The following is a 20,627-nucleotide window of genomic DNA, read 5'->3' on the forward strand; positions in this document are numbered from 1 at the left end:
GCAGCGCCTTTCACGCTAATAACGAGATTTTAGGAGTTCTCCTGCAAGGATACTACTCAACACTTCCCGCCGTTAATGCATGCCAAGAGTGTGAAGGTGAGAGAAGAGAAAAATGTCTTGTGTGCTCCGGGCACTTCTACGGGGCTATTACCATCCTGCCTACGTACTTTCCCCTATGCATGGTTTCGAATGCTTCGTTTATCTCGTCTAGTTTCCACCGCTTGGTTACCATTTCCTTGTACTTTATGAGGTTTTTCTTGGCCAATTGAACGACTTCCCTGAGATCTGCTACGGAGCCCCAGTAGCTACCCATAATTATCCACTCTCTTAGTACGAGGTCAGGTATTGAGAATGAGCCCTTAATCCCACCGAGGCCTACTAGCACGTATGCTCCGTTTGGGGCGAGTACATTCACGTACGTCGATACGGTGGTCTCTGCACCCACGAAGTCAACTACCGCTACTACCTTCCTCCCGCCCGTAGCCTTCCTCACGGCTTCAACGGGGTTTTCCTTCTTAGCGTTAATTGATGTGTGTATTTTGGGGACTACCTTGTGGGCAAACTCTAAGGCCTCTTCTTTAACGTCTACTACCACCAGGTTCAGGTGCGGTGTTAGTACGTTAACGTACTGTGCTCCGAAGGTCCCTAAACCCCCAACACCTACCACCACTACGAAGTCGTCTGGTTCAGTGAAGTGCCTGGTAGCCTCCACGGCCTTCTTGACAGCCCTGTAAGGCGTTAAGCCAGCATCAGTCAGTGAAGATGCCGCTACGAGGTCTTCAAGTCCTTCAGCCGGTACCAGGTACCTGTAGCTAGGTACTAGGAAGTACTCGGAGTAGCAACCACCGTGAAGGCCCAAAGACCCATCCCACATAGGTGATGCCTTAGTGGCTAGAACGTTTTCACCCCTTAAGGTATAGATGTCCTCTTCTACGTAGTACGCTCCCTGGACTAGCACGGGCAATCCGATCTTGATATAGTCTGGAACGGCGTCTCCCCTATCTACTACAATGCCGGAGGGCTCGTGACCTAGAACACAGGGCTTTACCTTGGGTATTCCCGGTAGTTCTCCAAGCCATATGTGGAGGTCCGAGTGGCAGAGGCCGCAACCAGCCGTCTTGACCAGGACCTCTTCACCGCTTATTTTAGGAGCCCTCACTACCTCGATCCTAAACGGTTGTTTATATTCGTAGAACACAGCTGCCCTATACTCCTTCACTACCTGGGTGGAACCCATGTCCACCCACCATAACCCTAATGTACTTCTTCATTATAAATGTACCGTTATTGCCGGTACATATACATACATACAAGTACATATAAGCTGGCACGGTTAATTTAGCTTAAAGCGAGGACGCGAAATCCGCCCAGCCCCTCCTGGAATAGCATTAGGAGGCGGTACCCAACCCTCCACCACTCTACACGAACTCGTCTACCACGCCATTACTAGTGGAGTTATTAATACTCCTCTAAGTAATTTCTTACCATGTAGCCAGGCACTTAGGGCCCGTCGCCTAGCCAGGATAGGGCGCCGGCCTCCGGAGCCGGAGGACCCGGGTTCAAATCCCGGCGGGCCCGCAACCCTTTACTCCACTTGATTAAAGATCGCTCCAGCGTTCCCGGACTCGCCGAATCCCGGAAATTCACCCGTGGGAGACCCCTGCTGCGTTTCAACGCACCAGCAACATCACTCACCTCTATAGGCACTGTTAAGGTGTAGATCAAAGCCAACAGCTCTGGTAGAAGCGTACTCTTGCTCTATCTGATAGCTATCCTACTAGCTATGAAGTCTCACAAGATTTTTTGAAAATAGTGAATATCTCTCTAGGTTAAAACCAAAGTCCCTGATTCTCTACTCACACCAATAGCTTAATTTAGGGGAAGAGCGTCTTCATAATCTCGAAGCTCCCCATTTAAAAGCTAATTGCTTTACTCCGGCTCTCCGTACTTACAATGGGTTACCCTGCATTATTGCATGCTAGGTGATCGATGCAGTAATTAGATACACATATTAAAGTCATGTTAAAGTCGTGTACCAATGATATATCTAGGCATCAGCAATGAAAAGGTGAGTAGAATAAGTATGTATAAAGGTTTAACGAGTGAAGAGGTCCTCGTGAGGCTTAAAACTTACGGTCCTAACAAAGTACCTGAGAGGAAAGAGAACATAGTGTTAATTTTCTTAAAGAAATTTACAGGGTTAACACCATATACTATAGAAATAGCAGCTTTGATCTCTTTTATCTTGGGGAAATACGTCGATTTCGCTATTATGGTTTCACTGCTTCTCGTAAACTCTGTTATCGGCATCTTCCATGAGTATAGGGCCGGTAAAGCCGTTGAGATGCTTAAATCAAAATTGAAGGTAGCCGTGAAGGCTTTGAGAGATGGTAGATGGATCGACGTTATCGCTGAAGACATTGTTCCAGATGATATCGTGAAGATCTCCATGGGCGATATAGTACCCGCTGATGGTGTTATCATGGAGGGCTCTGTAGTTGTCGATGAGTCAGCGTTAACAGGGGAGTCTATACCGGTTGAGAAAAACGTTAACGACACCGTTTACGCTGGAACTACTGTTGTTAGAGGCGAAGCCTTAGTTAAAATAACTGCAACAGGTGTTAGAACCCGTTTCGGCAGAACAGTAGAATTAGTTCAAATAGCGAAGCCTAGGCTTTTAATAGAAAAGATTACTAATAGTATAACCAAGTGGCTTCTATTCATGGACTCTTTCTTCATAATTCTAGTTTTAGTCAAACTTATCCTAGTAGGGCTTAGCGTACTGGATATTCTACCTTTCACTTTAACACTACTACTAGCCTCAATACCCATAGCTTTACCAGCTATGACTACGATAACCCTTGCTCTTGGAAGTGTTGAGCTCGCTAAAAATGGCATAATTGCTAGAAGACTTGAAGCAGTAGAAGCGGCTTCCATGATGAATATTATATGCTTAGATAAAACAGGCACAATAACTGAGAACAGAATAGCGGTAAGTAAAGTAATACCATTGAGTAGTGAGTATAACGAGAAAGATATTGTTCTATACGCTGCTCTAGTATCCGAAGAAGTTACAAAAGACCCCATAGATAACGCTATAAGACAGAAAGCCAGGGAGATGAGTATTGATGTAGGTATCGCTAAAATTCTAGAGTTTAAGCCGTTCATGCCGGAAACAAAGAGAAGTGAAGCAATTATTCAGTTAGGAAATAGAAAAATAAGGAAGGAGCACCCCAAGCACTTCTTCAACTAGCAAGTAACAGTGATAAAGAAAGTATTGAAAGAGTTGTAAAAGCGCTTGGTGATGAAGGTTTTAGACCATTAGCAGTCGCATTAGAGACTCAACAAAGTGATGTTAAGATTATTGGTTTACTAGGACTCTACGATAAACCCCGTAAAGACTCTCAGCACTTTATAAAAATCATGAAGGATCTAGGTGTAAATCCAAAGATGATTACGGGGGATAACATACACGTAGCTAAGGCTATAGCGAGAAAAGTCGGTATTGGAGATAAAGCTGTAAGCTTAAGAGAGATCTCGAAAGATCAGCTGGACAGGATCATTGAAGATATCGATGTTTTCGCAGAAGTCACTCCTGAAGATAAATACAAAATTGTAGAAGCCTTGCAGAGGAAAGGGCATGTAGTTGGTATGACAGGTGATGGTGTTAATGATGCACCTGCGCTTAAGAAAGCTGAACTCGGTATAGCTGTCAGCGGAGCTACAGATGTAGCTAAATCAGCGGCTTCGGTAGTGCTCTTATCTCCTGGATTGAAAGTAATCGTCGATATTATAAGTCTCGGGAGAACCGCCTATAGGAAAATAGTTGTTTGGGCTATGAATAAGATTGTTAAGACATTCAGCATAGTGTACTTCGTAGCATTATCGACACTAATTCTCGGGCTTCCAATATTAACACCTACTCATATGATACTAATGTTGTTTCTCTACGACTTCCTAACGCTATCTATAAGCGTTGACGTAGTAAAACCAAGTAAAAAACCAGAGAAATGGAATATAAGAAAACTAACAATAATATCGACTATTCTTGGTATCGTAAAACTCGTGGAGCTATTTACGGCACTATACATAGCAAAACTCGTAAATTTACCATATCCGCAAATGCAGAGCTTCATCTTCTACATACTTCTCCTCGCCGGGCTTTTGAACATATTGAACTTTAGGGAGACAGGGCCATTTTGGAGTTCAAGACCAGGTAAGTACGTGTTATTAGCTATAACAGTAGACGGCGCGATAGCAACGATCCTCATATGGAAAGGGATAATAATACCAGCGTTACCTTTAAATATTATAGCATTAGCGTTAACCTATATTGTAGCTACATTTCTAGTTACAGATGCAGCTAAGATCGCTGTATTCAAAGCCTTTAACTATACATGAAGTTTTCATAACGCATACTATTCACACGATCTTTCGAGACCCTATCTACAAAGGAGTAGAAAAGCTATTCTTCTACGACATCAGGAGAAATGTAAATTTTACACTATTGAGGAGGTTACATAAGGGTTTAAACAAAGTGAACTCTATGTGGTGTTTACACGGAGTCTATTTTCGCCACAAAGAGGTCTCCTTTCGAGCAGCTCACCGTTCTCCCAGTATATTCAGGGTAATATTTCATCCATAGATCACCGCTCTCATCGAATGGAATTAATTGTACATTAAAGGAGTCAAATGTTTTTGAAATAAGCACAGGACCTGCTGGACAAGGAGATTGGAGAACAGGAGCTTGGATAAAGCAAAACACTTAATTTACTTCATTTTCTTTTCTTGTGGGTTGTTGTGATAAGGTGTCTAACGCGTGGAAAACATTGATGAATAATAGGGGTAACTCGAGTATAAGTGAAACCCAGATCAGGTTCTACCAAGTACTGAGGAAATACTAATTTTGTCCGTTGAAAAGCTTCTTTTACGTTTGAAGTCACCGTTAAATGGGCTTACCTCTGAGGAGGCGAAAAGATGCCTCGAGCTTTTTAGCTATAACGAGCTCCCTACGAGAAAAGGAGAACCATTATAGTTGATTTTCTATTTCATTTCAAAAACCCGCTAGTAGTAATCCTCCTTATTACTGGTCTAATTTCTGGCTTTCTCGCAGACATGACAGATATGGTCATCATATACACCATAGTATTGTTCAGCATAATCGTAGATTTCTATCAAGAACATAAAGCTGAAAGAGAGGCTGAAATGCTCAGACAAAGGGTGGCCAGAAAGACCACAGCCCTGAGAGATAGAGTCAAGAATGAGATAAAGATCGAGGGGATTGTTCCAGGAGATGCTGTACTTCTCTCAGCAGGTGACATAGTGCCTGCGGACGCCAGAGTCATAAGTGCGAAAGATCTGCTCACGGATGAATCCGTGTTAACTGGGGAATCTTACCTCGTTGAGAAAACAGATCAGCCGCTAAAGTCCTACGAACAATTGATAACGAAGTGACGTAACTACCTTTTCATGACTACCTTCGTCGTGAGCAGGACAACAATGGCCCTTGTTGCGAAGACAGGTAGTTCAACGAAGTATGGGAAAATCGGAAGAGACTTGCAAGGAGAAAGAGTGAGATGGGATTCGAGAAAATTAAGAGAACCCAGCGTGTATATCCTAGGAACATCTTCGAGGAGCTAGAGATACAGGGGCTCCAGGTGAATTTGCTTTCGAGAACCAATGGTAGAGCTGAACTATTCTACTTTTACCAGTTTTGATCTCTGTTTATACAGGCTTAGCATATCCTTCTTTACCACGTGTACTTCGAAAGGGTCCTTTATTCCTTTCTCCCACAGTTTCACTAGTACCTTCTCCGGTGATTGATCCGTGACTACTAGTATGTCTATATCGCTCGACAGCGTGTACGTACCCTCAGCAACGCTACCGAAGAGGTAGACTTCGGCTTTTTCATCCAGTTCCTTGATTACCTCCACGATTACCTTAAGGTAGTGCTCGAGGTTTCTAAAGACTTCAGCTCTATGCTTAGCTAACTTCACTAAGAGCCTCTCTGACAACCCTGAACACCTTATCCACTACTTCTCTGACCCTCACCACTTCTTCGGCTCTGAAATCTCTCGGCACGTACCTTGAGGTTATGTAGGCGTCTTCGAGTAAAGCTAGTTCTACGCTATGCTCCACCCACAGCTCTTTAACGTCTTCGTCACCCGTAAGCTCGTGCACCAGTTCGAGTAGCCTTCTAATGCTGTGCGTTCTCGGATAGTCTACGCCCAGAGAGAGTAGAGCCGCCTTCAAGAGCAATTGGAGGCTTTGCTCGAAACTAAACATCGCTAAGTCATAAAACCCCTTCTCGATCTGAAAGAGGGCAGACTCGTAGAAACGCCTAGATCTCTCTAAGAGACTATTTACTTCATCTCGTTTGGTCAACAGTATACACCTCACATGCCTAATACTAATGACTTAGTATTCCTTTCTTAAGCTTACTACCCACTCCCAGCGCTAATTCAAACACACGAGGTCTTTGCATATCAATGTAGTTCATTTAATGACTAACAGTAGAAGAACACGTATTCGTCGAAGCCGTTCCAATACACTACGAGAACCTACAACTGTTTTAAAACACACACCACTCTTACCGCCTTGTAGATGAAGCAATCCACCAGAGTGATTAGCGTTTTGGTAAGCGCTTCCCGCTTGAGCTTGCCAGTTAGGAGGGGTTTACGTAGACTGGCGCAAAGAGGTGATGAAAGATATCGATTCGCAACAAACCTTCCCGAGCTTATCGTTGAGGAGGCTAGGAGGCAAGCTTTGGAATAAGGGAGAGCAACGTGTTTGTTGCAACGCCAAAGATAGTCTTGAAAGTTGATGGTAGAGTCCATTCCCCTAACGCAAAGCTAAGGGCTAAGCTAGCTTGAAGGCCAGCTAGAAGTAGAACGACAAACATACATGATAACAGTTTTACCTATCACAACTGGATAAACCACTCTTCAACTCTTCACCGACTAGATCGGTTTTAAAGTTGAGAAAAGAGCTAGATCTTGAAATCTCCACTCTGACCTCCTCCCCGCCCTAAAGTACGGGGGTTCCGGGGAGGTTTAGGGCTACATTCCAGGCTCTCGCCGGGTTCGGCTCTGCACCCGAGACCGGGCGCACTACTCCTACCCCGCATGGTGCTGGCACCTGGGCGGAGCCAGAAGCAAGCCCTGGCTTATCAAGCTTCAAGCAACTCGATATACCCACTGCGGCTACGGCCATAGAGTAACCATGACTGAGCGCTACAGCAAAAGACTCTAGTAACACCAGTAGAACTAAACCCACCAGAATGCAATCCGCAGACTTAGAGTACAGTAGTTTTACCCACGGATACGCTAGCCAGTTCTCACATATTGACGTCTGGAGGTACATCGGGAGGTTGAGCTCTGCTTGCAAAGACTACCGCTCCACCACTGCTTTAAGCCCCACTGAAGGCCATTAGCGTGGTTTTAGAGGCTGACTCGCCGAGCACCAAGGTGTTTACGCGCTAAGAGCTTGTTCTCGAAGCCGCTCGATAGAATATAGCTTCCAGGAGGTTTAAGTAGGGGAGATCATAGTCCACGTTCTCCCCTGCCTAGCATACCTGCTCCTCACTTCCTTATAGATGTTCATCACCTCCTTCAGAAAATCTGTGTCTTCGAACAGTATCTTTCCTTCTTCTAGTATCTCGATAATGAAAGTGCTACCTTCTCTAAGCTTTTTAAGAAAGCTTTCTGTGTTAAAGCCGATTGGATGTACTCTCGCGAAGCCGATGTCGCGAAGTACTGCGAAGCAGTCTCTCGGGTCTCTGGGGAGGTCGTCAGCAACTACGAGGACGTCTATATCGCTCCAGTCTGTGTAGTCTCCTCGCGCTCTAGACCCAAACAACACTACTAGTCTCAGCTTTAACTTGCTCCTATAGCTTTCTACTAGGTTACTTAACTCACTTAACAGTAGACTTCACCCAATCAATTATCTTACTCATGCACGAAAGACACCTTTCCGCATCTTCCTTCGTGTAGTAATCTGATGGAGTCCCTTCATCATAGACGTCTGGGTACCTTGATGGAATGTAGTGCTTGTCTAGGTATAGAACACACTGCTTAATCTCTTCTGGAACCTCAACTAGTGCTTCAGATAGGAGGAACAGTAGCGAGTGACCTCTCCTCTCTTTGTGAAGGTAGTTTAGAAGGGCTTTAATAGCCTTCTCGGCAGCTTGGTGAGACTCAAAGCATGCTTCTTCAAATATGCCTTCACGGTAATTAGCTAAAGCTGACATGGCGTTTCTCTCTGACTGCTTCAACCAATCCCTAAATCGAGAAACCATATTTACCGCCGCTTAAGCTACTCAATGTTTAATAACCTGGATAGCTATTAAACTAAACCGTTCTGCGGCCTCTAACATCTTTATCGCCGACTAATCGGTTTCGCAGAAGGATCCATCATCTTTACAGCCCCTGAATGCCAGACCTCTACTGGAGCAAATAATCTAAGGATCATCTATGGCTAAATGTGGTTAGCAAGTCTTATATTATTCGAAAAATAGCCTTTAAACAGGGTGGTTATCGGAATGTCCAAGAAGCTTTGCGAACCCTACGCCCTTCTACTTCGTAGACTTCTCGATGTAGCTATAGAGAGATTTGGTAGCGAGCTTATCTCATTTGTCGTGTACGGCTCTGTTGCTAGGTGCGAAGCTGGTAAGGAGAGCGATATAGACGTTCTTATAGTTTTGGAGAACCCCCCTAAGAGCAGGTTGAAGAGGCAGGAGCTGTTTATGTGGGTAGAAGAAGGCGTTGAGGAGGAGGTCGAGAGACTTAGGTCCCAAGGGTATAGTGTTGATTTTTCGCCTATTATAAAAAGTGTTAACGAGGCGAAGAAAGTATCGCCGGTTTATCTAGACATGGTTGAAGATGCTGTGGTACTGTATGATAAAGAGAACTTCTTTACAAACATCTTGAACAACCTCAGAGAGAAACTTAAAGAGCTTGGAGCAGAGAGAGTAAGATGTGGTAGAAAATGGTATTGGAGACTTAAGAGAGACTACAAATTTGGTGAGGTAATAGAACTGTGAACAACGTATCTATGGCGCAATCCTACTTAAAGCAGGCTGAGGAGAGAATCCGGCACGCAAAGGAAGCACTTGAAGGAGGCAACTATCCGTACGTAATTAGGCAGTGTCAAGAGTCGGTTGAACTACTTCTTAAAGCAGCGCTAAGATTAGTTGGTGTTGAGGTGCCGAAATGGCATGATGTAGGACCTGTTCTCAGAAGAGAAGCGCAGAGGTTCCCCGAATGGTTTCAAGTTGAGATACCCATATTAGCGCGCATATCAAGGAAGCTACGCAGAGAAAGAGAACCCTCTATGTATGGAGATGAGGAAAGCGGCATTCCACCTGACGAGCTCTATGATAGATTCGACGCGGAAGAAGCACTTAACTACGCGTCAAAGGTTTACAGCATAGTACTTAAGCTAATCCAGCAACACAAAACCTAAACCGCATTTGCTTATCCTAAAGACTGCCTGCATGTTGTTTAGTTTTTGGTTTTTCTGGTTATCTGGGTTACTTTAAGGGATTTCAGGTTTAATCCTAGGTATTTTGCTGTGAGCATGTATGCAGATGCTGTGTGCTTGTCTAATCCCAGCTCTCTTGATAAGTAGCCACCGGTTAGGTCTACTGAGTAGCCTTCTAGTGCTGGCGCTGGTAGACCGGCTATTCCTCACCCAGTAGAGACTAGTGAGTAGTTAGATGTTTTACGCCGAGCTTCAGCATAACTTTTACTTGGAAATAAGCCCAGCTTCTTATTCTTAATAAGCGGAGGTGGTTGAATGACTTCTACAACTGGAGGATTCTTCGTGGGATTCGGGCTTTGTCTACTCCTAGTCAGCCTTGGAGCTTCAGCAGCCTTAGGTCAGTATTATAGCCAAATCATGGAATGGAGAGGTGAGGTTGAACGGGTATACAATATCACACACTCTCCAGATTATCGGAGTGCGATAGATGCTTTGGACGCCTTGTCGCCGTATGCAACCCAAATAGCAGACGCGCTACCCTGGATTGGACTAGGATGGCTCGCTGACTATATTAGGCGGATCCCAAGGGCTGCCACCTTCATGAGGCAGGTTTACAATTCAAGCGAATCCGCTTACTACGCCATGCAAGCTGTTGAGGTGACACCAGTATACTTGCAGTACGGTATGATCTCTGGCCTCTTCCTGATAATCGTAGGCATAATCCTTGTAGTGAGGACGAGAAGAAAAGGTCGGACCTTAAGATAACCCATTATGCTTACAACATTACTATGAGCCTCAGTAATCTTTCAGAATTTCGGGATGCTCCTCAAGGACTTTTAAAAATCCCTTGCTAGCGATATCGTGAACACTTATGCCCTTCTCGAGGAAGAATTTTTCAATAGTCCTTTTATCCAATCCAAGAACCCTCGCTTTAGCCCATACCTTCCATGGATTATCTTTATGGGCTTTAGCGAAAGCCAACCATAGCTTGATCCTCATATTCAGGTTTAGGTTTTTCATCGAGCTCAACGCTCAATGGTTATGCCTTAAATGTTTATTTATTTAACATTAAACAAATATTTCCCTTCATTTATGCCAATTTTTAAGCCTTAAGCGTGCTACCTGTCTCGGAAAGAGCCTTATTCTGAGTACTTTAACAAGCTCTTCCTCCAGCTTTGGGTAACTCCCTCGCATTAGAAAGTATAGATAAGCCTGTAAGCTTTTCTATCAGCATTAACTTTAGGGTGATGGTTTGGCTGACAAGTTCTATTTTGTAAAGTGTAGTGTAATGGGATATAGGTATGGAGCACCAGTATTCTGCCCGCTAGGAAAAGACAAGGATAAGATAAAACAGCTACACGGAAAAAGAGTCTACGCGTTAATCATAGCGGAAGAGTAAGTATCAGGTGATGTAAATTAATATGAAACTCAAAACAGTTGCACGAAGCGATGGATTTAATTAAGGCGGGATTCATGCTCGGGAGAGCTCTACACCACATCCAGGATGGAGCGCCTCAAACACATCTGACTGAGGAATCTATACACCTACCACATCTAACCAGGCTTAAAGAGGCTACGAAAGAATTAAAGGCGCTGGAATTCCTCCTGCTCGTCTCCATAATACTTGATTGCTGATGAGGGGCAGATTTTCTGGCAACCCCTGCACAGCTCAACGCAGTTATCCGGTTTAACCACCACCGGCTTCCCGTCAGCGCCTATATCGAACACCCCGTGCGGGCAGAAGTTATAGCAGGTTAAGCACCCACTGCACTTCTCGTAGTCTATTACTGGATACCAGTTCCTAGTCAAACCTAAACACCTCACGTACTCAGAGCATCCTCAATAGCCTTGATGGCTTCCTCAGTACTCATGTTCCTTATTTCAACACCTCTAAACTTAGACTCATCGAAACCTAATTCTCGGAAAACCCATCCAAACATCTTCCGCTGCATTACTGGATCGCAGCCAGCCACTATAACCCTCTCAACGTCCCGGTTACCGCTCAGCAACGCCCTCCAAAAGTTATCGCCATCGGTTGCGCAGAGTTGCGGGTGAATCACTACGAAGTCAACTTTCTTATTCCTTCTGAAGTGGTTAATTACTTCAAAAACATTCATCTTATGAAACGACGGACACGTGCCTTGACAAACGCAAACGATTAAACCCTTCATGTGTACCGCCATTTATACGGATACATGGTATACTCATATATAAACCTTCCACACCGTAGTACTCTATCTGAGATTGAGTTATGAAATAGCCTCCTGCGCTTCTAACGATTAAACCAGCTATCACTAACGCTATTGAGATCTTTGAAGCATCTACTTTCAAAAAATACTAAGAAGTACGTAAAGTAGTGATACAGAGGGGGTTTGAATGAGGAGAAACCCGGTTCAGTCTTAGTTATGCTGACCTTAGCTTTAGGTTTAATGGTGCCCTCCGGATCGCTCAGCTTAGGCGATCCACGCAACCGATTCTCGCTCCAGAAAACTTCACAGTTACTTCAGGCGATAGCCTTACGTTTACAGCCACCTTGCTTTTGGATGGCGTATCCCTGGCTGGTAAAACCATCATCTTCTCGGCTACTCTTGGGATCATTAATCCATCCGTAGGTGTGACGGACGCCAACGGTAAGGCTTCGTTTGTCTACACGGCTCCGCAAACTAGTTGGGATCTACGTGAACATCACAGCCACCTTTGCTGGCTCTTCGCAATACGAGGGCAGTACTGCGGTTGCCTCAGGAATTGTTGAGCCTGCGCCTTCGCTAACACCTCTACCAACACTTCCGTCGATAACCCTTATAGGGACTTCATTCGCCGCTCCTGAAACGCTGGAGGATGATATATCCTCATACAGGAACTCCACTCCAAGTGATATTATGAAGGCACTGCCAACCAGTTTACCTTCAGAAGCCTTCCCGCTGGCAACTAATGAAAGCCTCTACTTGGTTTTTGCTGAGCAAAGCGGTAAGGGCTCAGCCAAAGTGGATGGTTGGCTTTTGCCGACGCACATTCAGCTTGCAGGTTTAAACATAGCTGCTGTTGCTGCTAAACAGGTCACCTTTGTGAAAGAAGGTCCACCAACAACTCTTAGTAAAATCTTAGCAAATCCAGAAGGTTTTCATATTCCAACATTGTTTGTACAACACACCACAAAGCTTATAAAGTTCACCGAACTAGCGGAGCCATCCCACTAATTATGGCGATGACGCCTAAGACTGTGAAGGCTACCGGAATAACTATAGGCGCCAGCATACAAACCCCAAGCAAGAACAGTCCAGCTAAAGCCAGCAGGGGCATCTTAGGATTCCAACGACAAAAATGAGGATTTCCTTCAGCATTTCTTAGCCTCCTTTTAGGTATAAGTTTCTGAAGCCTACACACGCATTTAGACGGTGGTTTAGAGCTGGGCAATCGCAGGAGCAATCTACTGGCTTAGAAGAAGGAAGGAGAAGTAGGGTAATCCCTCCTTCAATTGAAGCGATCGCTTGTTACATGTTCATTTTTCTTTTAATATTCTGGGTAATTTTTCGATTTTGTTTTCATTTTTGCCACGTATGATGGATGAAAAAGATGATATCCTTTCATTTCGTTTAATAGCTGTTAACCGAAATATCATCGAACACGCAATGAAGAGGTCTCAAATCATAGTCTCATAGGTTTCAAAGTCTCAAATGAAAATCGTAGCGCGTTACAATGATGTCGCAATGTGCTATCAAGGTAGTTCAATGTAGCATCATGTTCTAAATGGTACTGAGTACCATGTAGCTCTATGCAGTACTGAGTAAAGCCTGGTGAGGCTAGGGAAAGGGGTTTACGAGCTCGAGCTCAGTAGCTCCAAGACGAGTTCATATACTCTCTTGAGTTCTCTCGCTAAGAGTTGCCTAACCATGTTACGCGCGCTCGCCGTGTTAATCCCTCTTAAAGCCATCGATAAGACCTTTTCATGACAAGTCTTACTTATTCTAGCTAAACAATAATGTCTCAATTACTTTTCCTAAGGTGATGCGCTTACTAAACTTTTTCCCCTCTACCCCCTTTAAATCATACTAGAACATGTAGGAAAATATCTAGAAAAACTAGCAGTGGGAAGTACAGTCCTTCACCATTATACGCGTCTCTTCCTATACACATGTATAATCCTATGCCCAGGCCCAGAGCTCCCAACGCGATCGCTACTGCACCTTTTCCGAGCGTGGTGTTAAATCCCATAGGAGCGGGGAGTGCAGCATCGGAATCTATGAGAAAAGACTAGAAGAGTACAATGGAGGGAGTCAGTTCTACACTTCTACGTAGACGTCTATGAACTTCTTGTACCATTTCTCATATTCTTCTGGAGTTACAATATGTACCTGGAAGATGTACTCAAAGCCCGGGTCCTCGAATATCTTCTTGTATAATTTCGCTCTCATCCACGGGTCCCTTGCAAGCTCCGTTACGAGGAGAACATCAATATCGCTATCAGGCCTCATTTTGCCACGCACGTAGCTACCAAAGAGCATGGTTCTGCAAGTGGAGTCCGCAGATACGCATATCTCTTTGATCTTACCTATATGTGTCATAATGCTCTCTAAGCACCTCTTCCTGGCGAGGTACTTGTGGTAGAGGAAGTCTATGAAGCCTTCTCGAGCCATTTAAACACCTCTAAAAGCCTTTTACCAAGTTCTAAAGCCCGTGTAGCAATCTCGGGATCGTACTCTCTAGGAATATATCTTGACGTAATGTATGACTCCTCTAGAAGGTATAGTAGCTCTATGTGAGAACCTATAACGCTCTCAAGTTCTTTACTTCCATAGATCTTCACAAGATCTTTAAGTAGACCAACGATCGAGTGGGTCTTTGGAAAATCCCCCAGCCTTCTATACAATAAATACTTTGCGTAAAGCTGTATAGCCTGCTCTACGTGGAAGAGAACTAAGTCGTAGTCCCTCCGATCAAAATCATCAATAGCATGCCTCAAGAATGACTCAGCTCTTCTACGTAAGATCTCGTAGCTCACTCGAAACCGCCCTCCTGAAAGTTCTCACAAACACGCTTATAGTCCTCTGTTTATATATCGAGGCTCATAACTATATAATCACGTTATTGCAACGGGGCCCGCTTTTAATCGAGGATTTCCCGAGAAAAAGCATATTGTAAAGGCGAAGAAAACTCTCTATGTACAGCACTTTTTAAAGTTCAGATAGTTATTCATGTAGCCGAGAGATTAAAACGAAGAGGTGCAGTAATAAAGCACGTGAAGAAGGGGTACTTAATAAACTCTGAAAGATCGGTAACGCAAGCGAGATTGCAGGTGCATTAAATTAAATGATCAGCGGGCTTGAGGATCTTGGTGAATCCTCAAACTACATGTGGTGATCAGAGTGTTTAAGCCGGGATCCCGGCTCCCCTCACGGCAGTTAAATAATAGTAGCTATGAGTCATTTTCTTTGATTAGCCGATTCCCGCAGAGTTCTTGATCCACCCGCCTGGTAGTATAGTAGAGGCCTCGTTTACACGGGTACTAGCTGAGGGCTTGTGCCAGGTCTTCTAATATGTCTTCGAGGTTTTCTAGCCCTAGTGATAGTCTAACTAGGTTTTCCGTTATGCCGAGCTTTCTCCTGGCCTCTTCCGGTATGAATGCTGATACCGATTTATATGGTAGTACGGCCATCGTTTCCGTGGCGCCCAGGCTCGGGGACCTCCTGATCACCTTCAATCTGGATAGGAAGGCTACTGTATCCTGGTACGTTGATGCCTTGACCTTGAAGCTGAGGACCCCACCATAATACTGCCCGCCGAAAAGCTTCTTAGCTAAGTCGTGGTAAGGGCTTGACTGTAAACCTGGGTAATAGACCTCTTCTACTTTGGGATGGTCTTCGAGGAATTCGGCTACGGCTCTAGCGTTTTCACATGACCTCTTAAACCTCAAATGCAGTGTCTTCAACCCTCTAACCGCCAAGTAGGCTTCAAAAGGGCTCATTATAGTTCCCAGAACCCTCCTATACTCCCAAAGCTCCGATGCAAGCTTCTTACTCGAGGCAACAACGCCTCCCACTACGTCATTATGCCCCGCAATGTACTTCGTAACGCTGTGGACGACCGCTGTCACCCCGTACTTCAAGGGCTTCAGCATGATCGGCGTAGTGAAAGTGCTATCTACTACGATCACCACACTCTCATCGATACCCTTCACCAGTGACTCAAGGTCGATGACCTTAACGGTGGGGTTAGTGAGCACTTCTAAAAACACTACTGAAGTGCTTCTATCCACGGCTTCGAGGATGGCCTCGGCTGAGGGCCACACGAGCTGGTAGCGTACGCCAGCCTTCTCTCTCAGCACCTCAAGAAACCTTACTGTGGCGCTGTAAACCTCATAGGGTACAATCACCTTTAAACCCGGCTTCATAAGTAGTAGAAGGGTGTTTGTTATAGCTGCCATACCGCTAGAAAACGCCAACGCGTCTTCAGCACCTTCAATCGTGGCGATGACCTTCTCGAAGTACCTCACCGTCGGGTTGGATTCCCTGCCGTACTTTAAGACCCTACCAGCATCATCGAGCTTCGCCAACCCCAAATCCTGGTCAATGTAACCGTACACGACACTGGTGTATATTGGAAAAACACCTGAATCGTACGGGTCCTCGAATAACGGACCTTTAGAGTAAATGGTTTCATCCCGCATATCCACGCGCATTCACCAAGTGCGCACAAACTACTCCACGGGGAGAGTACACATTACCAGGAACTAATAAAGCTGACACGGCACCGTGACGGCGCGCCAGTAACCTAGTAGAGCTTCACCAAGTACACTGAGTATGTACTGCTATTACATGATAGAAAGATTTTTAAAGCCTGCCTCCAAGTGATTAAACAAAACCGTGTATGTGCATCTGAATACCGGGGTGATGGAGGTGCACCCGATGTATTCCATGGCGTAGAGGCAAGACGCGTTACAGTAAGAGCGCCGGCATCAATAGCTAACTTAGGCCCGGGTTTCGACATACTAGCTATGGCAATAGGTGGGCTTTACGATACCGTTAGCGTAACGGTAAGGCCTGGCCCCGGAGCAATACACGTCACCTCCGTGGGCTTCAACGTTCCTTCAGGAGAGCTTAACGTTGCCTACGCGGTTACAAGGGAGTTCATCTCTAAGTACGGTATACGTGGAGTAGACGTGTATGTTGACGTCGTGAAGGGTGTTCCCCCCGCGTGCGGGCTAGGAAGCTCGGGTGCAACGGCTGCAGCTGTGGCATACGCCCTTTCCAGGGTATTCAACCTCAGCATTAGAGAGGAAGACCTCCTACATTTGGCCGGTATAGGGGAACTGCACGTTGCGGGTTCACTCCACTACGACAACGTAGCGGCAAGCCTGTTCGGAGGAGTTGTCATCGTTGATCCAGAGTCTAGAGAGGTTTTGAAGTACACTCCTAGAGTGCAGATACCGGTAGCGGTCGTCGCACCACTAATTCCCGGGCTACGCTGCGTGAGGAAGACAGAGTATGCGAGGTCCCTACTACCCGAGCACGTAGAGCTCAGCACGCACGTAAGGCAGACCTCGGCGCTGGCGAGGCTGATCTACGCCTTACTCACGGATAACATAGAGCTTCTGGGGAAGTCCATATCGGTAGACTACATTGCCGAGCCTCACAGGTCGAAGCTTATACCGTACTATTGCGAGCTAAAGGAACTTGCACTGAGAAACGGGGCACTAGGCTTCAACATCTCGGGCGCCGGCCCCTCAGTATTCTTCATGCACAGAAACACCGAAGAGGCCAGGACAACCGGCGAACTACTAGTAGAGTTCTTGAAGTCCAAGGGCGTAGACGCCTCCCTCTACGTTTCCACCGTATCTCCAGACGGCGCGAAGCCCCTAGGTGAGAGCCATGATAAGAGCTAAGCTAGTGGTAGTCGGGTTTGGGAGCGTAGGGAGGTCGCTGGTAAAAATCGTAGCTTATAGGGGTAGAGCTCTAGCTAACAAGTACTCATTAATGCTAAGAGTAGTTGGAGTAGTAGACTCCAAGGGCATGGCCTTCAAGGCCGGTGGCTTTGAAGAACACGAACTACTAAAACTCTGCGAGCTACCGAGGTCTGGCGTGCCTTTGTTCAAACCTTACGCCAGGGACTACGTAGACTTGGAGGAGCTATACTCCGTGACCCAGCCGGATGTGCACGTCGAGTTAACGCCGTCAAATTACGAAACCGGCGAACCCGGGTTGTCAAACATACTGCGTGCTCTAAGCCGCGGGATACACGTAGTTACCGCCAATAAGGCACCAATAGCCCTGCACTACGGCGAACTGATGAGCCTTGTAAGGAGTAGAAAAACCGCGTTGAAATTTGGGGCGACTGTGATGGGTGGGACGCCTTTCATCGAAATGCTTTCCCACATGAAAACCCACGAGATCGAGCGCGTTGCAGGAATACTCAACGCGACGACGAACTACATACTTACAGAAATGCACAAAAACCTAGTAGACTTCGAAGATGCATTAAACAGGGCAAAAGCCATAGGCGTTGCCGAGGCGGATCCCTCACTAGATATCGAAGGCGTAGACGCGGCTGCCAAGTTGACGATAATATCACATGTCGTAGGGCGTTCCGTGAAAATGAGTGACGTCGAACGAGAGAGCCTTACCACGGTTAAACTCAAAGACGTTGTCGAGGCGCTTAGACACGGTTACGTCTTGAAGTACGTGGCTTCACTAGACTTCGAGAAAGGTAAAGCGTCTGTAAAAGTTCTACGCGTGCCCCGAGAGGACTTGCTGGCTACGGTTGAAGGTACACTGAACTGCGTTAAGGTGAAAACCAGCGTATCCGACCTAGTGCTCGTGGGGAAGGGTGGAGGTGGTTCAGAGACGGCGCACACCGTTCTAAACGACGTGTTATCGGTCATCTACGCGCACCCTCCAGGTGATCTTCTGTGAACGGGGCCAAGCTCTCCGTACTGAAAGTGGGGGGATCGCTACTCAGAGACGCGAAGTCCTACATCACAGTAGCCGAGTACACTAAGCGCGCATTCCTCGAAAACGGGTTAAAGCCCATAGTAGTTGTGTCGGCTATGAAGGGCGTCACGGATCTCCTAATAGGCGTTTCCGAGGGTAATATGGAGGCGATTAAAGAAGTTTCCTACAAGTATGTTGAAGTCGCCAAGGAGCTGAATTCTAGTTACCTCATTAGAAAAGTGAACGAAGAAATCGAAGACCTAGAGAAGGCTGCCAGGAACCTCGAAACTAGCACGCCCGCTACAAGAGACCTGATACTATCTTATGGTGAAAGGCTGAGTAAGAACGTGTTCGCGGAGGCGCTCGAAATAGTAGGCGTTAATGCCTACGGGCTTGACGCAAGAGAACTTATCGTGACAAACGATGTCCACGGAGATGCCACAGTAGACTACAATGCCACAAAAAAGCACCTAGAGGAGGTATACCCGGTGATAGTTGAAAAGCCCGCCATACCCGTGATCGAGGGGTTTGTGGGAAAGTCACGTAACGGGAAAATAACAACTCTCGGCAGAGGAGGATCAGACTACACCGCCACGACAATAGCCTCCTTACTCTCAATAGAGGACGTATACCTCGTCACGGAAGTGGATGGCATCCTGTCCGCGGACCCGAGGTTGATTTCCTCGGCGCGGATTGTGCCCGTAATGGACTACGATGAGGCCGCGGAGGCCTCATGTCACGGAGTTAAGGGAATTAACCCCAAGACCTTTGAACCACTCAAGGAATTCTACGGCTCAACCGTGCACATCGGCTCGTTGAAGCGCTTTGGTACTAGAATAGTGAAACAGCTACGAGAAGACGTGGCACAGCCCAAGATACTGGTTTACAGGAACCTTGGAGACCGCCCCTACTTAGCCGTTATAGGCAGGTGCGTGTGTAGAGCGAGATTTCTAGTCAGTGTGCTAGAGCTCTTAGCTGAAGAAGGTATCGAATTTGCCGGTTTAGAAGTACACGTGAATAAGCCATCTCTACTCGTTTACTTGAAAACCAGCTTAAAGCCGGGTACCCTAATACATCTACATAAAAAGCTACTTGAGGGAGGTAATGGAGTTGAAGCGTAGAGTAGCAGTACTTGGAGCCACCGGCATCGTAGGCCAGCGATTCGTGTCACTACTAGTTGGGCACCCCTGGTTCGACCTCGTGCTCTTAACGGGATCCGAGAAAAGCGCTGGTAAGAGCTACTACGAAAGCGTTAAGTGGGTGCTCGAAAAGCCGATGCCCCGTGAGTTAATGGACTACAAGCTCGCGCCGCTTGACGCAGATGCTATCGTCAAGGAGTCAGTAGACATAGCGTTCATAGCGCTTCCCCCCGAGGTTGCTCATTCAGTCGAGATCGAGCTCGCTAAGCGCGGTGTTATAGTCGTGTCTAACGCCAGCCCCATGAGGATGGAGCCCGACATACCCCTCCTAAACCCCGAGGTAAACGCCGACCACGTTGAAGTCGTGGAGTACCAGCGTACACGGAGGGGTTGGAATGGCTACATAGCCAAGGTACCAAACTGCACAACGTCGATCCTTACTCTCTCCCTGAAGCCTCTAATTGACGAGTTCGGCGTTAAAAGAGTAGTCGCGTCAACGATGCAAGCGCTCTCTGGGGCAGGGTTAACAGGAATTCCTTCCGTTCTAATACTGGACAACTTAATACCCTACATCGAGGGCGAAGAAGAGAAGGTGGAAATGGAAAGTCTTAAGATACTTGGCGAGTTAACAGGAAACGGTATAGTGCCTAGCACGAAGCTCGCTGTCTCGGCCAGTTGCCATAGGGTGATGGTATTAGAAGGCCACACCATCGCCACTTTTGTGGAACTCGAGAAAGGTGTATCTGTCAAGGATGTCGCTGAGGCGATGATGTCGTTTAGAACAAACAAGATCAGGGGCCTCGGGCTCCCAACCGCGCCTGAAAAACCGATTGTAGTTAAAAAGGAAGTAGATAGGCCGCAACCCCGCTTCGACAGGCTCGAGGGAAACGGCATGAGCATTGTTGTCGGTAGGATTAGAGAGGACAAGGTACTCGGGGGCGTGAAGTACGTTGTTCTAGGTCACAACACAGTGCGCGGAGCCGCTGGAACGGGCGTCCTCATAGCAGAGCTACTAGTAGCTAGGAAGCTGGCATAGCGTGTATGCTACATCTGGAAAACCTTCTGCTTCGAGAGAATTTAAAAC

At 46.3% G+C, this 20,627-nt stretch carries 26 protein-coding genes and 1 tRNA gene; 14 read left to right on the forward strand and 13 right to left on the reverse strand.

Features of this window, described 5'->3' with window-relative positions; translation table 11 throughout:
* Window positions 1-136 precede the first annotated feature (136 nt).
* Window positions 137-1,237, reverse strand: a complete 1,101-nt coding sequence (locus tag QXU03_03160; GenBank protein ID MEM2170738.1) for a zinc-binding dehydrogenase — start codon at window positions 1,235-1,237, stop codon at window positions 137-139.
* Between the two features lie 266 nt (window positions 1,238-1,503).
* Between QXU03_03160 and QXU03_03165 the strand changes: the two genes are divergently transcribed.
* The 5 genes from QXU03_03165 to QXU03_03185 all read left to right on the forward strand — a co-directional run bounded on the left by QXU03_03165 (window position 1,504) and on the right by QXU03_03185 (window position 5,640).
* Window positions 1,504-1,578, forward strand: a tRNA-Arg gene (locus QXU03_03165).
* Between the two features lie 490 nt (window positions 1,579-2,068).
* A complete protein-coding gene (locus QXU03_03170; protein ID MEM2170739.1) occupies window positions 2,069-3,253 on the forward strand; it encodes an HAD-IC family P-type ATPase in 1,185 nt (394 codons plus the stop codon).
* Window positions 3,254-3,363: 110 nt separating this feature from the next.
* Complete coding sequence (locus QXU03_03175; GenBank protein MEM2170740.1) at window positions 3,364-4,401, forward strand: HAD-IC family P-type ATPase; 1,038 nt, start codon at window positions 3,364-3,366, stop codon at window positions 4,399-4,401.
* Between the two features lie 723 nt (window positions 4,402-5,124).
* Window positions 5,125-5,454 carry an HAD-IC family P-type ATPase gene (locus QXU03_03180; protein ID MEM2170741.1) on the forward strand — a complete coding sequence of 110 codons (330 nt, stop codon included), beginning with the start codon at window positions 5,125-5,127 and terminating at the stop codon, window positions 5,452-5,454.
* A gap of 15 nt (window positions 5,455-5,469) precedes the next feature.
* Window positions 5,470-5,640 (forward strand): hypothetical protein, encoded by a 171-nt coding sequence (locus QXU03_03185; protein ID MEM2170742.1) that lies wholly within the window; start codon window positions 5,470-5,472, stop codon window positions 5,638-5,640.
* A 53-nt stretch (window positions 5,641-5,693) separates the two neighbouring features.
* On the opposite strand, the gene QXU03_03190 is transcribed toward QXU03_03185, so the two are convergent.
* The 4 genes from QXU03_03190 to QXU03_03205 all read right to left on the reverse strand — a co-directional run bounded on the left by QXU03_03190 (window position 5,694) and on the right by QXU03_03205 (window position 8,296).
* Window positions 5,694-6,014 (reverse strand): nucleotidyltransferase domain-containing protein, encoded by a 321-nt coding sequence (locus QXU03_03190; GenBank protein MEM2170743.1) that lies wholly within the window; start codon window positions 6,012-6,014, stop codon window positions 5,694-5,696.
* On the reverse strand, window positions 5,983-6,384 hold the full coding sequence (locus tag QXU03_03195; protein ID MEM2170744.1) for a HEPN domain-containing protein: 402 nt from the start codon (window positions 6,382-6,384) through the stop codon (window positions 5,983-5,985). The genes QXU03_03190 and QXU03_03195 overlap by 32 nt, the downstream gene beginning before the upstream one ends.
* Window positions 6,385-7,527: 1,143 nt before the next feature.
* Entirely contained in the window at window positions 7,528-7,923 is a 396-nt protein-coding gene (locus tag QXU03_03200; protein MEM2170745.1) for a nucleotidyltransferase domain-containing protein, read from the reverse strand.
* Window positions 7,913-8,296, reverse strand: a complete 384-nt coding sequence (locus QXU03_03205; protein MEM2170746.1) for a HEPN domain-containing protein — start codon at window positions 8,294-8,296, stop codon at window positions 7,913-7,915. Before QXU03_03205 ends, QXU03_03200 begins: the two co-directional genes overlap by 11 nt.
* Window positions 8,297-8,539: 243 nt before the next feature.
* Between QXU03_03205 and QXU03_03210 the strand changes: the two genes are divergently transcribed.
* The 3 genes from QXU03_03210 to QXU03_03220 all read left to right on the forward strand — a co-directional run bounded on the left by QXU03_03210 (window position 8,540) and on the right by QXU03_03220 (window position 10,245).
* The gene (locus QXU03_03210) at window positions 8,540-9,040 is read left to right on the forward strand and encodes a nucleotidyltransferase domain-containing protein (GenBank protein ID MEM2170747.1); all 501 of its coding nucleotides are present in this window, start codon (window positions 8,540-8,542) and stop codon (window positions 9,038-9,040) included.
* Window positions 9,037-9,462, forward strand: coding sequence for a HEPN domain-containing protein (locus tag QXU03_03215; GenBank protein MEM2170748.1), 426 nt, complete (start codon window positions 9,037-9,039; stop codon window positions 9,460-9,462). Before QXU03_03210 ends, QXU03_03215 begins: the two co-directional genes overlap by 4 nt.
* Window positions 9,463-9,972: 510 nt before the next feature.
* Window positions 9,973-10,245, forward strand: a complete 273-nt coding sequence (locus tag QXU03_03220; protein ID MEM2170749.1) for a hypothetical protein — start codon at window positions 9,973-9,975, stop codon at window positions 10,243-10,245.
* 30 nt (window positions 10,246-10,275) lie between these two features.
* On the opposite strand, the gene QXU03_03225 is transcribed toward QXU03_03220, so the two are convergent.
* Window positions 10,276-10,509 carry a hypothetical protein gene (locus QXU03_03225; GenBank protein MEM2170750.1) on the reverse strand — a complete coding sequence of 78 codons (234 nt, stop codon included), beginning with the start codon at window positions 10,507-10,509 and terminating at the stop codon, window positions 10,276-10,278.
* A 223-nt stretch (window positions 10,510-10,732) separates the two neighbouring features.
* Here QXU03_03225 and QXU03_03230 point away from each other — a divergent pair, with 223 nt between their 5' ends.
* Window positions 10,733-10,879 (forward strand): hypothetical protein, encoded by a 147-nt coding sequence (locus QXU03_03230; protein ID MEM2170751.1) that lies wholly within the window; start codon window positions 10,733-10,735, stop codon window positions 10,877-10,879.
* Window positions 10,880-11,064: 185 nt separating this feature from the next.
* Here the strand turns inward: QXU03_03230 and QXU03_03235 are convergent, their stop codons facing one another.
* From QXU03_03235 to QXU03_03245, 3 genes are all read right to left on the reverse strand, one after another.
* Window positions 11,065-11,289 (reverse strand): ferredoxin family protein, encoded by a 225-nt coding sequence (locus tag QXU03_03235; GenBank protein ID MEM2170752.1) that lies wholly within the window; start codon window positions 11,287-11,289, stop codon window positions 11,065-11,067.
* A gap of 11 nt (window positions 11,290-11,300) precedes the next feature.
* Window positions 11,301-11,663 carry a heterodisulfide reductase subunit A-like protein gene (locus QXU03_03240; GenBank protein ID MEM2170753.1) on the reverse strand — a complete coding sequence of 121 codons (363 nt, stop codon included), beginning with the start codon at window positions 11,661-11,663 and terminating at the stop codon, window positions 11,301-11,303.
* A 265-nt stretch (window positions 11,664-11,928) separates the two neighbouring features.
* Window positions 11,929-12,108 carry a hypothetical protein gene (locus QXU03_03245; GenBank protein MEM2170754.1) on the reverse strand — a complete coding sequence of 60 codons (180 nt, stop codon included), beginning with the start codon at window positions 12,106-12,108 and terminating at the stop codon, window positions 11,929-11,931.
* Between the two features lie 50 nt (window positions 12,109-12,158).
* Here QXU03_03245 and QXU03_03250 point away from each other — a divergent pair, with 50 nt between their 5' ends.
* Complete coding sequence (locus QXU03_03250) at window positions 12,159-12,677, forward strand: hypothetical protein (GenBank protein MEM2170755.1); 519 nt, start codon at window positions 12,159-12,161, stop codon at window positions 12,675-12,677.
* A gap of 617 nt (window positions 12,678-13,294) precedes the next feature.
* On the opposite strand, the gene QXU03_03255 is transcribed toward QXU03_03250, so the two are convergent.
* The 4 genes from QXU03_03255 to QXU03_03270 form a co-directional block, all read right to left on the reverse strand.
* Entirely contained in the window at window positions 13,295-13,468 is a 174-nt protein-coding gene (locus QXU03_03255; protein MEM2170756.1) for a hypothetical protein, read from the reverse strand.
* A 292-nt stretch (window positions 13,469-13,760) separates the two neighbouring features.
* Window positions 13,761-14,114: a nucleotidyltransferase domain-containing protein gene (locus tag QXU03_03260; protein MEM2170757.1), complete on the reverse strand. Its 354-nt coding sequence runs from the start codon at window positions 14,112-14,114 to the stop codon at window positions 13,761-13,763.
* The gene (locus tag QXU03_03265; protein ID MEM2170758.1) at window positions 14,093-14,479 is read right to left on the reverse strand and encodes a HEPN domain-containing protein; all 387 of its coding nucleotides are present in this window, start codon (window positions 14,477-14,479) and stop codon (window positions 14,093-14,095) included. Before QXU03_03265 ends, QXU03_03260 begins: the two co-directional genes overlap by 22 nt.
* 504 nt (window positions 14,480-14,983) lie before the next feature.
* Complete coding sequence (locus tag QXU03_03270) at window positions 14,984-16,144, reverse strand: cystathionine gamma-synthase family protein (GenBank protein MEM2170759.1); 1,161 nt, start codon at window positions 16,142-16,144, stop codon at window positions 14,984-14,986.
* A gap of 180 nt (window positions 16,145-16,324) precedes the next feature.
* Here QXU03_03270 and QXU03_03275 point away from each other — a divergent pair, with 180 nt between their 5' ends.
* The 4 genes from QXU03_03275 to asd are packed head-to-tail and all read left to right on the forward strand — an operon-like array spanning window position 16,325 to window position 20,579.
* Window positions 16,325-17,359, forward strand: a complete 1,035-nt coding sequence (locus tag QXU03_03275; protein ID MEM2170760.1) for a homoserine kinase — start codon at window positions 16,325-16,327, stop codon at window positions 17,357-17,359.
* Complete coding sequence (locus tag QXU03_03280) at window positions 17,346-18,386, forward strand: homoserine dehydrogenase (GenBank protein MEM2170761.1); 1,041 nt, start codon at window positions 17,346-17,348, stop codon at window positions 18,384-18,386. The genes QXU03_03275 and QXU03_03280 overlap by 14 nt, the downstream gene beginning before the upstream one ends.
* Window positions 18,383-19,525, forward strand: a complete 1,143-nt coding sequence (locus tag QXU03_03285) for an aspartate kinase (protein MEM2170762.1) — start codon at window positions 18,383-18,385, stop codon at window positions 19,523-19,525. The genes QXU03_03280 and QXU03_03285 overlap by 4 nt, the downstream gene beginning before the upstream one ends.
* Window positions 19,509-20,579, forward strand: a complete 1,071-nt coding sequence (gene asd, locus QXU03_03290) for an aspartate-semialdehyde dehydrogenase (protein MEM2170763.1) — start codon at window positions 19,509-19,511, stop codon at window positions 20,577-20,579. Before QXU03_03285 ends, asd begins: the two co-directional genes overlap by 17 nt.
* Window positions 20,580-20,627: the final 48 nt, after the last annotated feature.

The sequence above is a fragment of the Desulfurococcaceae archaeon genome, from assembly GCA_038845865.1.
Taxonomy (GTDB): domain Archaea; phylum Thermoproteota; class Thermoprotei_A; order Sulfolobales; family Desulfurococcaceae; genus UBA285.

Excerpts from the sequence above, each read along its gene's own strand:
- QXU03_03260 (MEM2170757.1), bottom strand. The coding sequence starts at position 14,114 with ATGGCTCGAGAAGGCTTCATAGACTTCCTCTACCACAAGTACCTCGCC.
- QXU03_03240 (MEM2170753.1), bottom strand. The coding sequence starts at position 11,663 with ATGGCGGTACACATGAAGGGTTTAATCGTTTGCGTTTGTCAAGGCACG.
- QXU03_03205 (MEM2170746.1), bottom strand. The coding sequence starts at position 8,296 with ATGGTTTCTCGATTTAGGGATTGGTTGAAGCAGTCAGAGAGAAACGCC.
- asd (MEM2170763.1), top strand. The coding sequence starts at position 19,509 with ATGGAGTTGAAGCGTAGAGTAGCAGTACTTGGAGCCACCGGCATCGTA.
- QXU03_03270 (MEM2170759.1), bottom strand. The coding sequence starts at position 16,144 with ATGCGGGATGAAACCATTTACTCTAAAGGTCCGTTATTCGAGGACCCG.
- QXU03_03210 (MEM2170747.1), top strand. The coding sequence starts at position 8,540 with ATGTCCAAGAAGCTTTGCGAACCCTACGCCCTTCTACTTCGTAGACTT.
- QXU03_03180 (MEM2170741.1), top strand. The coding sequence starts at position 5,125 with ATGGTCATCATATACACCATAGTATTGTTCAGCATAATCGTAGATTTC.
- QXU03_03280 (MEM2170761.1), top strand. The coding sequence starts at position 17,346 with ATGATAAGAGCTAAGCTAGTGGTAGTCGGGTTTGGGAGCGTAGGGAGG.
- QXU03_03160 (MEM2170738.1), bottom strand. The coding sequence starts at position 1,237 with ATGGGTTCCACCCAGGTAGTGAAGGAGTATAGGGCAGCTGTGTTCTAC.
- QXU03_03185 (MEM2170742.1), top strand. The coding sequence starts at position 5,470 with ATGACTACCTTCGTCGTGAGCAGGACAACAATGGCCCTTGTTGCGAAG.